The organism is Ruegeria arenilitoris (genome assembly GCF_013035315.1).
Classification (GTDB): domain Bacteria; phylum Pseudomonadota; class Alphaproteobacteria; order Rhodobacterales; family Rhodobacteraceae; genus Ruegeria; species Ruegeria arenilitoris_D.
Window position 1 is genome coordinate 1 of the sequence record NZ_WQHP01000011.1, and the last position, 12575, is coordinate 12575.

General features: G+C 58.2%; 15 protein-coding genes. 7 read left to right on the forward strand and 8 right to left on the reverse strand.

Translation table 11 applies throughout. The features are described from left to right. Positions 1 to 168: 168 nt before the first annotated feature. Positions 169 to 762 carry a hypothetical protein gene (locus GOV53_RS18775; RefSeq protein WP_170428710.1) on the reverse strand — a complete coding sequence of 198 codons (594 nt, stop codon included), beginning with the start codon at positions 760 to 762 and terminating at the stop codon, positions 169 to 171. A gap of 96 nt (positions 763 to 858) precedes the next feature. Continuing rightward, entirely contained in the window at positions 859 to 3207 is a 2349-nt protein-coding gene (gene parC, locus GOV53_RS18780; RefSeq protein WP_170469353.1) for a DNA topoisomerase IV subunit A, read from the reverse strand. A 200-nt stretch (positions 3208 to 3407) separates the two neighbouring features. Here parC and GOV53_RS18785 point away from each other — a divergent pair, with 200 nt between their 5' ends. The 6 genes from GOV53_RS18785 (at position 3408) to GOV53_RS18810 (ending at position 7630) form a co-directional block, all read left to right on the forward strand. Beyond that, the gene (locus GOV53_RS18785; protein WP_254439340.1) at positions 3408 to 4007 is read left to right on the forward strand and encodes an SH3 domain-containing protein; all 600 of its coding nucleotides are present in this window, start codon (positions 3408 to 3410) and stop codon (positions 4005 to 4007) included. A gap of 69 nt (positions 4008 to 4076) precedes the next feature. Beyond that, positions 4077 to 4904: an SDR family NAD(P)-dependent oxidoreductase gene (locus GOV53_RS18790; RefSeq protein WP_170469356.1), complete on the forward strand. Its 828-nt coding sequence runs from the start codon at positions 4077 to 4079 to the stop codon at positions 4902 to 4904. A gap of 80 nt (positions 4905 to 4984) precedes the next feature. Then, positions 4985 to 5188 (forward strand): twin transmembrane helix small protein, encoded by a 204-nt coding sequence (locus GOV53_RS18795; protein WP_170428719.1) that lies wholly within the window; start codon positions 4985 to 4987, stop codon positions 5186 to 5188. After that, on the forward strand, positions 5189 to 5761 hold the full coding sequence (locus tag GOV53_RS18800; RefSeq protein WP_170428722.1) for a cob(I)yrinic acid a,c-diamide adenosyltransferase: 573 nt from the start codon (positions 5189 to 5191) through the stop codon (positions 5759 to 5761). It begins immediately after the preceding gene. A 181-nt stretch (positions 5762 to 5942) separates the two neighbouring features. After that, positions 5943 to 6701: an electron transfer flavoprotein subunit beta/FixA family protein gene (locus GOV53_RS18805; RefSeq protein ID WP_170428725.1), complete on the forward strand. Its 759-nt coding sequence runs from the start codon at positions 5943 to 5945 to the stop codon at positions 6699 to 6701. Continuing rightward, positions 6701 to 7630: an electron transfer flavoprotein subunit alpha/FixB family protein gene (locus GOV53_RS18810; RefSeq protein ID WP_170428728.1), complete on the forward strand. Its 930-nt coding sequence runs from the start codon at positions 6701 to 6703 to the stop codon at positions 7628 to 7630. The genes GOV53_RS18805 and GOV53_RS18810 overlap by 1 nt, the downstream gene beginning before the upstream one ends. Positions 7631 to 7683: 53 nt before the next feature. On the opposite strand, the gene GOV53_RS18815 is transcribed toward GOV53_RS18810, so the two are convergent. Beyond that, positions 7684 to 8496 (reverse strand): DUF6473 family protein, encoded by an 813-nt coding sequence (locus tag GOV53_RS18815; RefSeq protein ID WP_254439341.1) that lies wholly within the window; start codon positions 8494 to 8496, stop codon positions 7684 to 7686. A gap of 162 nt (positions 8497 to 8658) precedes the next feature. On the opposite strand from GOV53_RS18815, the gene GOV53_RS18820 reads away from it, so the two are divergent. Then, the gene (locus tag GOV53_RS18820) at positions 8659 to 9534 is read left to right on the forward strand and encodes a 3-hydroxybutyryl-CoA dehydrogenase (protein ID WP_170469362.1); all 876 of its coding nucleotides are present in this window, start codon (positions 8659 to 8661) and stop codon (positions 9532 to 9534) included. Between the two features lie 74 nt (positions 9535 to 9608). Here the strand turns inward: GOV53_RS18820 and GOV53_RS18825 are convergent, their stop codons facing one another. From GOV53_RS18825 to GOV53_RS18845, 5 genes are read right to left on the reverse strand one after another with little or no spacing between them, the layout of a single operon-like run. Continuing rightward, a complete protein-coding gene (locus GOV53_RS18825) occupies positions 9609 to 10508 on the reverse strand; it encodes a lysophospholipid acyltransferase family protein (RefSeq protein WP_170469366.1) in 900 nt (299 codons plus the stop codon). A gap of 39 nt (positions 10509 to 10547) precedes the next feature. Then, on the reverse strand, positions 10548 to 10817 hold the full coding sequence (locus GOV53_RS18830) for an HPr family phosphocarrier protein (RefSeq protein WP_170428736.1): 270 nt from the start codon (positions 10815 to 10817) through the stop codon (positions 10548 to 10550). A 17-nt stretch (positions 10818 to 10834) separates the two neighbouring features. After that, positions 10835 to 11227, reverse strand: coding sequence for a PTS sugar transporter subunit IIA (locus GOV53_RS18835; RefSeq protein WP_170469369.1), 393 nt, complete (start codon positions 11225 to 11227; stop codon positions 10835 to 10837). Then, positions 11224 to 12105, reverse strand: coding sequence for an RNase adapter RapZ (rapZ, locus tag GOV53_RS18840; protein ID WP_170469656.1), 882 nt, complete (start codon positions 12103 to 12105; stop codon positions 11224 to 11226). Before rapZ ends, GOV53_RS18835 begins: the two co-directional genes overlap by 4 nt. After that, on the reverse strand, positions 12102 to 12572 hold the full coding sequence (locus GOV53_RS18845; protein WP_170469372.1) for an HPr kinase/phosphorylase: 471 nt from the start codon (positions 12570 to 12572) through the stop codon (positions 12102 to 12104). The genes rapZ and GOV53_RS18845 overlap by 4 nt, the downstream gene beginning before the upstream one ends. Positions 12573 to 12575 lie beyond the last annotated feature (3 nt).

Sequence of the window (12575 nt, forward strand, 5' to 3'; positions counted from 1 at the left end):
CAATCGTGCCGATGTTGACGTGCGGTTTTGTACGCTCAAACTTTTCCTTTGCCATTCCTCAGGCGCCCTTTTGCGATTTGGGGGACCCTTGGTCCCGTGGTTACATCTGCGCGCGCGAGATATTTGGTTCAAAGGGGAAAATCAAGCACATCCTGCGTTAAATTCGGTTTAAGACGCCGGATTTTGCGTGACTTCGACGGATTCCAGCGGCTGGATCAGGTCAGGCCGCTTGTCGAACCAGCCATTGTCCTTGTGTTCTTCGGCCAACCACTCTTCGACACGGTCGGCAACTTTCAGTGCAAGACCGTCCATTTGCTCTTCTCTGGTGCGGGTGTGACCCGAGCCAGCTAAAGCACTTTCACCAGTGGTATCTTCCAGAACCTGAAACTGCTTGCCCTTGGCCAGAAACTCTTTCTTACGGACGTCGTAGACATTTACCAGGACGATAGCCGTACTCTTTGGATTGTAGATCACAGGCACGCCGGGAGGCGCGAGCATGTAACCTTCCAGGCTGATCCCAATATCATACTCCTGCGCGCCCTCATATCGACCGAGACGAATGTTCACGGCGTTCTGAATCGCATCTTCCCACTCTTTGGGCGTCGCATCCCGCGACACCGGACCTTGCCGGGCCTTTTCCGCAAAGGCGTAGTTAACGCGCAGCTTGAACTCGCCCAGCGACTCAGGGGCTTCATAAACCTGCGTCTGTGTACACGCGCCCATAAGGGCTAGTCCGGTTATCAGGGTCAAAGCTCGTAGCATTTTCTCGTCTCGATAGGCCTGTTTTCTTTGATCTAGCGCACCGGTACGGCTTGTGCCAAGCCGTATCGGCGGAATTTCACTGCTGTGGCCGCCTGATCACGAAAACTTATAGTCTCGTGGGAAGCCGTAGGGCGGCTTTTTGCCCACACTGGCCCGCTTGGCCAGCCATTGGGACATATCCGCTTCGTGTCGCGTCTTGTCGCCGCCCATGGACCATTTGAGCCCATCTTCCCAATTGAAGGTGGTGATGTCGGACAGGCCGCCATCCAGTTCAAGCGTGCCCTGACGACCCCGCGCCATATTGTATTTCTGCAAACGCACGCCCTTGCCGCGCCCCATCTCTGGCAGTTCTTCCGTCGGAAAGACCAGGAATTTGCCGTTTTGGGACACCACAGCCACGTGATCGCCTTCCACAGGCTTACAGATCATGGCCGTCTCATCACCCTTGACGTTCAGCACCTGTTTCCCGTTTCGGGTCTGCGCCAGCACGTCATCTTCGGGCACCATGAACCCGTTGCCCGCATCCGAGGCGACCAGCAGCTTGCGCCCGGGCTTATGTATCAGAATGTCGATGATCTGCGCCTCGTTCGGAAGATCGACCATCAAACGCAGCGGTTCGCCCATGCCCCGCCCGCCGGGAAGGTTGGCGGCACTGACGGTGTAGAAACGCCCGTTCGAGGCAAACACCAGCAGCCGGTCGGTCGTTTCGGCGTGGAAAATGAAACGCGGGCCGTCGCCGTCTTTGAACTTCAACTCGCGCTTCAGGTCGATGTGACCAGTCATGGCGCGAATCCAACCCATCTGAGAGCAGACGACCGTGATCGGCTCTTTGTCGATCATCGCCTCAAGCGGGACTTCCTCGACCTGTCCGGCCTCGGCGAACTGCGTGCGACGCGCGCCGCCTTCGTAGTCTTTGCCGAAGGTCTTCTTAGTCTCTTTCAGCTGCTCCGCGATCTTGGCCCATTGCAGAGCAGGATCGGCCAGAAGGTCTTCCAGATTGGCGCGTTCCAGCATCAGCTCATCGCGCTCGCGCACCAGTTCCATCTCTTCCAGACGGCGCAGGCTGCGCAACCGCATGTTCAGAATGGCGTCAACCTGAACCTCAGACAGTTCGCCCTCACCCGGTTTCGGCGAGACATAGTCGGATTCGTCGGTGGCGCGAACGTGATCAATCCCCCAGTCCTCACGCATCAACGCGGCTTTTGGATCGTCGTCGTAACGGATGATGTCGATCACGCGGTCGAGGTTGAGGAAGGCGACAATAAAGCCTTCCAACACTTCCAAACGATGGTCGATTTTGCCCAAACGGTGACGTGAACGGCGGATCAGCACCTCTTGCCGGTGGTCGAGGAAGGCGCGCAGCACTTCCTTCATCGAGCAGACCTTGGGCGTCACACCGTCGATCAGCACGTTCATGTTCAGGCTGAACCGCACCTCAAGGTCCGAGTTGCGATAGAGCATGCCCATCAGCACCTCGGGGTCCACGTTCTTGGACCGTGGCTCCAGGATCAGGCGGATGTCGTCTGCGGATTCATCGCGCACATCGGCCAGGATCGGGATTTTCTTGGTCTGAATCAGTTCCGCGATCTTTTCGATCAGCTTGGATTTCTGAACCTGATACGGGATCTCGGTGACAACGATCTGCCACTGACCGCGGCCCAAATCCTCGACCTCGAACTTACAGCGCAGACGGAAGGACCCGCGTCCGGTGCGATAGGCCTGCGCGATATTCTCGGGCGGCTCAACTATGACACCACCGGTCGGGAAGTCCGGACCGGGCACATAGTTCAACAGCGTGTCGTCGCGCGCATCCGGCGTTTTGATTAGATGCAGGCAGGCGTCACACAGCTCCGAGATGTTGTGCGGAGGGATATTCGTCGCCATCCCCACCGCGATCCCACTGGCACCGTTGGCCAACAGGTTCGGGAACTGCGCGGGCAGTACAACCGGTTCGGTCAGCGTGCCGTCATAATTGTCGCGGAAATCGACGGCGTCTTCGTTCAGACCCTCAAGCAGCGCCTCGGCCACGATGGTCATCCGCGCCTCGGTGTATCGAGAGGCCGCCGGGTTATCGCCGTCGATATTGCCGAAGTTCCCCTGCCCGTCGACCAGCGGATAGCGGACGTTGAAATCCTGCGCCAGACGCGCCATCGCGTCGTAAATCGCGGCGTCGCCGTGTGGGTGATAGTTGCCCATCACGTCGCCAGAAATCTTTGCTGACTTCCGGAACCCACCCGTCGCACTGAGTCGCAGTTCGCGCATCGCATAAAGGATTCGCCGGTGAACCGGCTTCAACCCGTCGCGCGCATCCGGCAATGCCCGGTGCATAATGGTGGACAAAGCGTAGGTCAGATAGCGTTCGCCAATCGCGCGGCGCAGCGGTTCAGCTACCTCGCCCCCACCTTCGGGGGCCTCCATGTTGGGGTCGTCGATCGTATCGTTCATATATGATGTGATACGCCGCAAGAGCGCGCTGGTAAAGCAACCAGCAGGTATTTTGCTGGGGACAAGTCGCGCTTTTTGCAACAGGGGGAGGCAAGTCACGGATTTCCCCCGTTTTTCGACTCGGACCCCAAATTATGCTAGGCTGTCTTCATTAGACTGCTGCCTTTTTCTTGTACCTTATGATTGCCGGGGGATGCGCCATGACGCGCCTTATTGTTTTGACTTTCGCTGCACTGGGCTGGTGCTTTTACGTGATGAGCGGCGGGCCAAATTTTGAACCGCGTGGCCTGCGAACCGAACAACCGGAGCGCGTTGCCTCGGTGCCAAAACCTGCGCCTGTTGCACCGGCGCGCGTCGAAGAGCTGGTGACCAATGTCGCTGTGCGCACTCCGTCAGAGCGTGTCCAAACATCCATCAAGACCGAAGAGGTTGTTCAGATCGTGGCCGAAACAGCCAGCCTTCCCAGCTTGTCCGGGGTGACGGTCTTTGATGACCAGAGCGCCACAATCACACTGGCTTCGCTGGAAGACGGCGTAGCAGGTTTGCGTCAGGTCACTGAAGAGCCGGTGGAGGTCGAAGCGACTCCCGAGCCGGCGCGGGATATCCGCGAGATAACCGGTACACGGGTCAACATGCGCGATGGGCCGGGCACGATCTATCCGATCATCGGCAAGGCGACCATCGGACAGCAGGTCGAGGTGCTGAGCGAATCCGGCACCGGCTGGTTGCGCCTGCGCGTGTTGCCCGCGCAACAGGTCGGCTGGATTTCCGCCTCGCTGGTTCGAAAAATCGAAAACTGACGTGGTGCCATCATTGTCCTGACCGTATCCGCGCAATAGCTTTGGCGTGGGTTAACGGTCAGGAAGATCATGCAGAAAACCATTCTTATCACCGGGTGCTCGTCCGGCATAGGCCTTGATGCAGCACACGGTATGCGTGCACGCGGCTGGCGTGTTTTTGCGTCATGCCGACAGCAGCGCGATTGCGATCGTCTAAGGGCCCAGGGTTTTGAAAGCCCGCGTATCGACTATACCGACACCGACAGTATCACCTCGGGCTTGGCCGAAGTGCTTGAGGCCACGGGCGGCACTCTGGACGCGCTGTTCAATAATGGGGCGCACGGCCTGCCGGGTGCGGTCGAAGACCTGCCGACAGATGGCCTGCGCGCGATATTCGAAGCCAACTTCTTTGGCTGGCACGAACTGACCCGGCAGGTGATTCCGGTCATGCGAGCACAGGGGCACGGACGAATCGTCCAGAATTCGTCTGTTTTGGGGTTTGTCGCCTTCCCCTGGCGCGGTGCCTACGTTGCGACCAAATATGCCATCGAAGGTTTGACCGACACGCTGCGCCTTGAGCTGGCTGGAACCGATATCAAGGCCATCCTGATCGAACCTGGCCCGATTACCTCGAAAATCCGCGAAAACTCGATCCCCTTCTTCGAACGCTTCATCAACTGGGAAACCTCGGCCTTGCGCGACAGATACGAGGCTTCGCTGTTGAAAAGACTGTACGAATCCTCCGGTCCCGACCGGTTCGAGCTGCCCGCATCCGCCGTGACCGACAAACTTGCCCACGCGGTCGAATCCAAACGACCGCGCCCGCGCTACTACGTGACCACGCCGACCTATATCGCCGGTTACCTGCGGCGCCTTTTGCCGACCCGGACCATCGACCGTATCTTGTCCGACGTCTGAGGCGAAATTACCCGTTCGCTTTTCACATGTGGGGGTCTAGATGGTACCCTCAGGAAACAAGAGAAGCGGACGGTGTACCTATGGACCTTTTGATGGTCGTTTTGTTGTTGGCCATGGCGGCAGTTGTCGTCGTGCTGGTGATTGGCATCTCGAACTTCGGCAAAGCCGGTAAAAGTGCCGCGCTGAAAAGCAACAAGATGATGCAACTACGAATTCTGTTCCAGTTCATTGCCGTGGTGCTGATCGTGCTCTACGTCTGGCTGCGTGGACAAGGAGTTCAATAAATGGTCGTACTCAACAAGATCTACACACGCACCGGCGATGACGGGAAAACTGCTTTGGGCAACGGCGAGCGTGTCGCCAAGTATTCGGGCCGGGTGACGGCCTATGGGACGGTTGACGAGTTGAACGCTTTTGTCGGTGTAGCCCGAACCGAGGCCGAGGGCGAGGTTGATGCAGCTCTGGCTCGTATTCAGAACGACCTGTTTGATTTGGGCGCAGACTTCTGCCGCCCGGATATGGAAAAGGACGCTGAGGCCGACTATCCGCCGCTGCGGATCGTTGCGGCACAGATCGACCGGCTGGAAGCCGAGATCGACGTGATGAATGAGACGCTGGAACCTCTGCGCAGCTTTATCCTGCCCGGTGGATCGCGACTGGCTGCCCATCTTCATGTCTGCCGCACCGTGTCGCGTCGGGCCGAACGCCTGGCTGTTGAGCTGACCAATATGGAACCCGTGAACGAGGTCGCGGTGAAGTATCTCAACCGCCTGAGCGACTGGTTCTTTGTCGCTGCGCGATGCGCCAACGACAACGGTACTGCGGACGTTTTGTGGGTTCCCGGTGCCAACCGCTGAGCCTTGCCAAAGCAATTAAGTTTCGCGCCGTTGCGTCAAAATATACGAAACGCGACGTCTCAAGTTCATGACGTGACGATTTTGCCCTGTTGCAGCATGAATTGAGACGCTATTCAGTCGTCCGAGAGCATTGGTGGAGTCGCAACGCGGCTTACCGTTATTTGTGAGGAGCAAGCGCAAAATGAAGGTACTCGTGCCTGTCAAACGCGTGATTGACTATAATGTGAAGGTCCGCGTGAAAGCGGACGGTAGCGGTGTCGATCTCGCCAATGTCAAAATGTCGATGAACCCGTTCGACGAGATTGCCGTCGAAGAGGCGATTCGTCTGAAAGAAGCGGGCAAGGCTGATGAAGTCGTTGCGGTTTCGATCGGCGTGAAGCAGGCGCAGGAAACCCTGCGTACCGCGCTGGCCATGGGCGCCGACCGCGCCATTCTGGTTGTTGCCGCCGATGACGTGCACACCGATATCGAGCCTCTGGCCGTTGCCAAGATCCTGGCCAAAGTGGTCGAGGAAGAGCAGCCCGGTCTGGTTCTGGCCGGTAAGCAGGCAATCGACAACGACATGAACGCCACCGGTCAAATGCTGTCGGCCCTGCTGGGCTGGTCGCAGGGCACCTTTGCGTCCGAAGTCGACATCGAAGGCGACAGCGCCAAGATCACCCGTGAGGTGGATGGCGGACTGCAGACCATCTCCGTCAAGATGCCGACCATCGTGACGGTTGACCTGCGCCTGAACGAGCCGCGCTATGCGTCGCTGCCAAACATCATGAAGGCGAAGAAAAAGCCGCTGGACGAGAAAACCGCCGCCGATTACGGCGTCGACGTCACGCCGCGTCTGGAAATCGTCAAGACCGAAGAGCCGCCGGCACGTGCCGCTGGTATCGTCGTTGGCTCGGTTGACGAGCTGGTCGAGAAACTCAAAGAAGCGGGGGCTGTGTAATGGCTGTTCTTCTTCTCGCAGAAGTCAACAACGGCGAACTGGCGCTGGACGCCACCGCCAAGGCTGTCACCGCCGCTAAGGCACTGGGTGACGTGACCGTTCTGGCCGCGGGTGGTTCTGCCGCTGCTGCTGGTGAGGCCGCCGCCAAGATCGACGGTGTGTCCAAGGTTCTGGTTGCCGAAGACGACTCGCTGGGTCACCGCCTGGCGGAATCGACCGCAGCCCTGATCGTGGGTCTGGCTGATGGCTACGAGCACATCGTTGCCCCAGCGACCACCGACGCAAAGAACGTAATGCCCCGCGTTGCAGCCCTGCTGGACGCCATGGTGATCTCGGATGCCTCCGGCGTGGTCGACGGTTCGACGTTCGAGCGTCCGATCTATGCGGGCAACGCGATCCAGACCGTGAAATCGAACGACGCCAAGAAAGTCGTGACCTTCCGCACCGCGTCTTTCGACGCAGCGGGCGAAGGCGGCTCGGCCGCAGTCGAGACCATCTCGGTTGGTGACAACCCAGGTCTGTCGTCGTGGGTCGAGGACAAGGTTGCCGAAAGCGATCGTCCGGAACTGACCTCGGCTGGCGTTGTTGTCTCGGGCGGCCGTGGCGTCGGCTCGGAAGAGGACTTCAAACTGATCGAAACCCTGGCCGACAAGCTGGGCGCCGCTGTCGGCGCGTCGCGCGCTGCTGTTGACTCGGGCTATGCCCCGAACGACTGGCAGGTTGGTCAGACCGGTAAGGTTGTTGCACCTGACCTGTACATCGCAGTGGGCATCTCGGGCGCGATCCAGCACTTGGCTGGTATGAAGGACTCGAAAGTCATCGTTGCGATCAACAAGGACGAAGAAGCGCCGATCTTCCAGGTCGCAGACTTCGGACTGGTCGCCGACCTGTTTGCAGCCGTACCTGAGCTGACCGAAAAACTCGGCTAACCTGACAGTTTCAATTGAGGAAAACGAAAGGGCCCGCCAATCGGCGGGCCTTTTCAGTTCAGGTTCTGTATCGGACCAACCAAAGCAGCAGCAATGGCCCGATGCGCCGCCGGACCGATCATATGTTCGGCCATCGGCTGGTGCAGTGTGCCAAACAGCATATCCTCAATCTCATCCGGCTGGCCACAAACCTGTGTTGTGACGTCAACGCATTGGGCACAAAACGGGAGGACCTCCTCGATCATCGCATCCGTCACATCAGGTTCAGGATGATCCGCACCACCGGGATCGCGCAACACCTGCAGCCTTAGGAGGATCACCGGTACGTCCAAACGCTGAAGAAGCGCGCTGACCTGACGGATCCAGTTGCGGCGGAGTTCATCCAGAACAACCTCGACTCGCGCATCCGGAAACCTCTGAAGGCAAGTCATGAGGTGGCGTACAAAATGCACTTCGGTGAAGTCGATTTCTGGATAGAGGCCTGCCAGATCCGCAGTTGGCTCAAGAAAGCGATCATTGCGCCGGGGATGCACGCGATAGAAATGATTGGTCTGTCCCAGCAATCCGGGCACCTGCAGGACGCATAGCTCGGATCGTTTCAGCAGATCGAACAGCCCGCTGTCCAAACACAAGGCATCTACCCCGCTGAACAGGCAGCCAAGGTTCAGAACCCGCCTGTCGGTGCGCTCCTCCAAAAGGGTCGCAAAGGGGCGTTCCACGAAACGCCCAAATGCCTCGTCCCCGCCGGCGCAAACCATATAGGGTTGATCCAAAACGCGTCGTGCGCCCCAAAACCACAGCCGCGAACCGTCATATTGACAGACTTCATGCCCGGGTTCCCCCGAGCCCGATTGATGATAGCTCATAACACTCACCCAATTTTCACCCGGTTGCCATTTTGCAGCCGCAAATCTTGAGAAATTCCTAATGTGCGCATTTGAAGCAAATTCGAGCGGTCTGATCCCCTTGCCGCCCGCCCCGTTCTGTCGATACTGTCGCCGTATCGCGGGACACAAAGGCACCTGAACATGGATGTAAAATCGGTCGGAGTGATTGGCGCAGGTCAAATGGGCAATGGGATTGCCCATGTTCTGGCATTGGCAGAGTATGACGTCCTACTGAACGACGTTTCAGAAGACGCACTCAGCAAAGCCTTGGCGACGATTGAAGGCAATCTTGCGCGGCAAGCGTCACGTGGGAAAATCTCGGACGACGAGATGCAGGCAGCGCTGAGCCGGATCAAAACGACGTTGGAGTTGCCCCAGCTTGGTCAGACCGACCTGGTGATCGAAGCCGCAACCGAACGTGAAGCCATCAAACAGGCCATCTTCGAGGATCTGCAGCCCCATCTGCTGCCGCACACAATTCTGACATCCAACACCTCCTCAATATCGATCACCCGGCTGGCCAGCCGGACGGACAGGCCAGAACGCTTTATGGGGTTCCACTTCATGAACCCGGTGCCGGTGATGCAGCTGGTCGAATTGATCCGCGGCATCGCAACCGATGAAGAGACGTTCAAATCCTGCAAGGCTGTTGTTGATCGGCTGGGCAAAACGGCGGCCAGCGCAGAGGATTTCCCTGCCTTTATCGTGAATCGCATCCTCATGCCGATGATCAACGAAGCCGTCTATACGCTGTATGAAGGCGTGGGGAGCGTTCAATCGATTGATCAATCGTTGCGCCTGGGCGCGAACCATCCGATGGGGCCGTTGGAGTTGGCGGATTTTATCGGACTGGACACATGTCTGGCGATCATGAACGTGCTACATGACGGTCTGGCGGACACCAAGTACCGACCTTGCCCGCTGTTGACGAAATATGTTGAGGCCGGGTGGCTGGGGCGCAAGACAGAGCGCGGATTCTATGACTACCGGGGCGAAACACCAGTTCCGACGCGCTAGAAGGGGGCGAGCCCCCTCGCCCGGATATCATCCGGACTCACCCCAGAGGTACTTTTAGCCAGATGAAGTGCGGATCAGCGTTTGAGCGTTTCGCCCAGCGCCATTGTGTGTTTTCTGAGCCAGGCCATAAAGCCGCGCGGGTCGCGCTCCAGCAATTTCATGTCTTCGTCCGAGATCGGCTCGCCAATAAACGGCGACTGCGGCTTGTTGCAGGAGCGAACGATTTCATGCAGCAGCAGGCCTTGCCGTAGGATCGGCGACAACTTGTTCGCAATCTGATAGGCACGCGAGTTTCTTCCGGGGAAGAAAATTGGCACCACCTGAGCGCCGGACCGGCGGATCATTTTGGCGGTGAACACATTCCATTCACGCTCCTGCGCAGGGCCAAACCAGTCGTCTGAGGACATTACCACGCCCGAGGGGAACAGTGCGACAACACCGCCGTCTTTTAGGTGGTCCATCGCCTTGCCGCGCATTTCCAGCATTTTAGTCTGCGCCTCCGGGTCATGCGGGAATGGCACCGGAATCATGAATGAGGTCGCGGCCTCGTCCAGTCCCGTAAGGACCGAGCGCGTCAGGATCCTGTAGTCACTACGCACCTGTCCGATCAGTTCGGCAAGGATCATGCCATCGACCATCCCATGAGGATGGTTTGCAACGACGACAACAGGTCCTTTCTTTGGAATACGCGCGATTTGTTCCTGTGGGGTGGTGAGGTTGATCCCCATCACCTCAAGCGCGCCGCCCCAGAACCGCTGGCCACGATAGTATTCGTTCTTCTTCTCGAACTTGTTGACCATGCGCAGAATGGTCAGTTTTCCTGTACACCATTCGATGGCCCGAATAGCCGTGGAGGTCCAAGCGTCGTCGAACGAGTTCGCATAGGTCAGCGTTCTACGATCGTAGATCTCACCCTGATCGTCTGTCCCATCCACAACCGGGCCTGTCTTGGTCTCGTGCGTCGTTTCCGCCAATTCCTGGTCTTCCCGTTCTTCATGTCGCGACTGAGCGGATCAGAACCCTTCCCCGAACTTGTCGTTCACCAGGGTTTCCAATGCATCAGCCAACGCCTCAGCATCCGGTCCGGACGTCTCGACGTCAATAGTCGTTCCGCGCGAGGCTGCCAACATCAAAAGACCCATGATACTGTCCCCTGATGCAGAAAGTCCGTCTTTGGACACCTCTGCCTGCGCATCAAAGCCTTCGACCACCTCAACCAGCTTGGCCGAGGCGCGGGCGTGCAAGCCCTTTTCATTGATTATTTTCAAGCTTCGGTTGGTCATTCTTAATCAATCCGGTCTTAGTCCAACGTCACATTCTGCGCGTTAATGTATTTTCGTCCAGCCTCCATCGCTCGCCGCACCGCATCCCCGATCGGCAGTTGGCGACTTTTGGCCAGTTTAATGAGCATAGGCAGATTTGCACCGTAAAGAATACGGCGATCCTGCGGCGTGCAGGCCTTGAGGCTTAGATTCGAAGGGCTGCCACCGTACAGGTCCGTTACAACGACAACACCATCCCCGGCATCGACGTTGTCTGCAGCAGCACAAATCTCTGCCTGTTTCGCTTCGCGATCATGATCCGCCTCGATCGAGATTGCGACCAGCCCAGGTTGTTTTCCGACCACATGCTGCATGGCCGCCAAGTATTCCTGGGCCAGCCCGCCATGTGCTACGAGTACGATCCCGATCAATCCGGCCTCACATTCAACGATCGACGTTCCATTTCGCGGTGCCTAATTGCCACTTGCTGCCCCTCCTCTGCAAGGGCCTTTGCAACCGCTTCTGCCATAGCCACCGACCTGTGTTGCCCTCCGGTGCACCCGAACGCAACCGAGAGATGCGCTTTGCCTTCGGCGCGGTAGGCCGGCAGCAACAGTTTCAACAGATCGACAACGCGGTCGAAGAACGGTGCGTAGTTTGCGTCTGACTGTACATAGCGCGCCACATCCGGGTTTCGACCGTCTTCGGCCCGCAACTCTGGCCGCCAATAGGGGTTGGCCAGAAATCGGCAATCGAAAACCATATCCAGCCCACGAGGCAATCCGCGTTTATAAGAGAACGACTCGATCGAGACGGCCAGATGCCGCCCGCTTTGCGGGGCGAACCAACGCTCGACCTCTTCTCGCAGTTGGTGAACATTCAGGGCACTGGTGTCGATCAGCGTGTCGGCGATTTCGCGGATCGGAGCCAGCAGCTCTTTTTCCTGCCGGACGCCGGTTTCTGGGCTCGAATTGACCGCGACCGGGTGACGTCTACGGGTTTCCGAGAAACGGCGCAGCAGGATGTCATCGCTACAATCGAGGTAGAGTATCGTCAGATCCGCCTGGTCCATACCCCGTAGGCACGCGGCCAGCTCAATGAAACCAATGGTCGAGAAATCACGGTTTCGCGCGTCAATCCCCAGCGCCATTGGCTGGTCGCTGTCCGGGCCGTCCAACAGGCGTGTCAGCAGACCCATAGGCAGGTTGTCTATCGCTTCAAATCCCAGATCCTCAAGCACATGAATGGCTGTCGTCCGTCCGGCCCCAGAGGGCCCGGTGACCAGAACAATACGTCGTTGTTGCTTCATGTGCTGGGCCATTCCGGGTCCACGCGCCCCATTTTCATCAATTGCATCAGTGCTGCGGCCAAATTGGGAACGCCAAGGCCCCGAAACAAGGGAACAGTTTGCCTCAGGGTGCGGATCGCAATTGGCTCAGGGACTCTCTCCGATTCTTGTTCATCCAGATCCACAACATAGGTCAGTGGCACAGGTCCGACAGCAGAGGCCCGCAAGATACCCAAGCCCCGCGCTTCGATCATTCCACGAATGTTCGGGGCCGCCTGAGCCAAGACTTGATCACCGGTGGCACGCAGCTCGACCCGGTCATCCGCAACCAGCTCCGCCCCAAACGCCATCATCTGAAGCGCCAGAGCTGACTTGCCAGTGCCTGAGGCACCCACAATTAACAAGGCCTTCCCTGCAAACGCCACGCAACTCGCGTGAATGATGGCGCTGTCCTGTTCAGCCAGATCATAGACGGACGGGCCGCGCATGGG

What these genes read in the sequence shown, in the direction of transcription:
- GOV53_RS18775 (WP_170428710.1), bottom strand. Translation starts at nt 762, where the DNA reads ATGCTACGAGCTTTGACCCTGATAACCGGACTAGCCCTTATGGGCGCG.
- parC (WP_170469353.1), bottom strand. Translation starts at nt 3,207, where the DNA reads ATGAACGATACGATCGACGACCCCAACATGGAGGCCCCCGAAGGTGGG.
- GOV53_RS18785 (WP_254439340.1), top strand. Translation starts at nt 3,408, where the DNA reads ATGACGCGCCTTATTGTTTTGACTTTCGCTGCACTGGGCTGGTGCTTT.
- GOV53_RS18790 (WP_170469356.1), top strand. Translation starts at nt 4,077, where the DNA reads ATGCAGAAAACCATTCTTATCACCGGGTGCTCGTCCGGCATAGGCCTT.
- GOV53_RS18795 (WP_170428719.1), top strand. Translation starts at nt 4,985, where the DNA reads ATGGACCTTTTGATGGTCGTTTTGTTGTTGGCCATGGCGGCAGTTGTC.
- GOV53_RS18800 (WP_170428722.1), top strand. Translation starts at nt 5,189, where the DNA reads ATGGTCGTACTCAACAAGATCTACACACGCACCGGCGATGACGGGAAA.
- GOV53_RS18805 (WP_170428725.1), top strand. Translation starts at nt 5,943, where the DNA reads ATGAAGGTACTCGTGCCTGTCAAACGCGTGATTGACTATAATGTGAAG.
- GOV53_RS18810 (WP_170428728.1), top strand. Translation starts at nt 6,701, where the DNA reads ATGGCTGTTCTTCTTCTCGCAGAAGTCAACAACGGCGAACTGGCGCTG.
- GOV53_RS18815 (WP_254439341.1), bottom strand. Translation starts at nt 8,496, where the DNA reads ATGAGCTATCATCAATCGGGCTCGGGGGAACCCGGGCATGAAGTCTGT.
- GOV53_RS18820 (WP_170469362.1), top strand. Translation starts at nt 8,659, where the DNA reads ATGGATGTAAAATCGGTCGGAGTGATTGGCGCAGGTCAAATGGGCAAT.
- GOV53_RS18830 (WP_170428736.1), bottom strand. Translation starts at nt 10,817, where the DNA reads ATGACCAACCGAAGCTTGAAAATAATCAATGAAAAGGGCTTGCACGCC.
- rapZ (WP_170469656.1), bottom strand. Translation starts at nt 12,105, where the DNA reads ATGAAGCAACAACGACGTATTGTTCTGGTCACCGGGCCCTCTGGGGCC.
- GOV53_RS18845 (WP_170469372.1), bottom strand. Translation starts at nt 12,572, where the DNA reads ATGCGCGGCCCGTCCGTCTATGATCTGGCTGAACAGGACAGCGCCATC.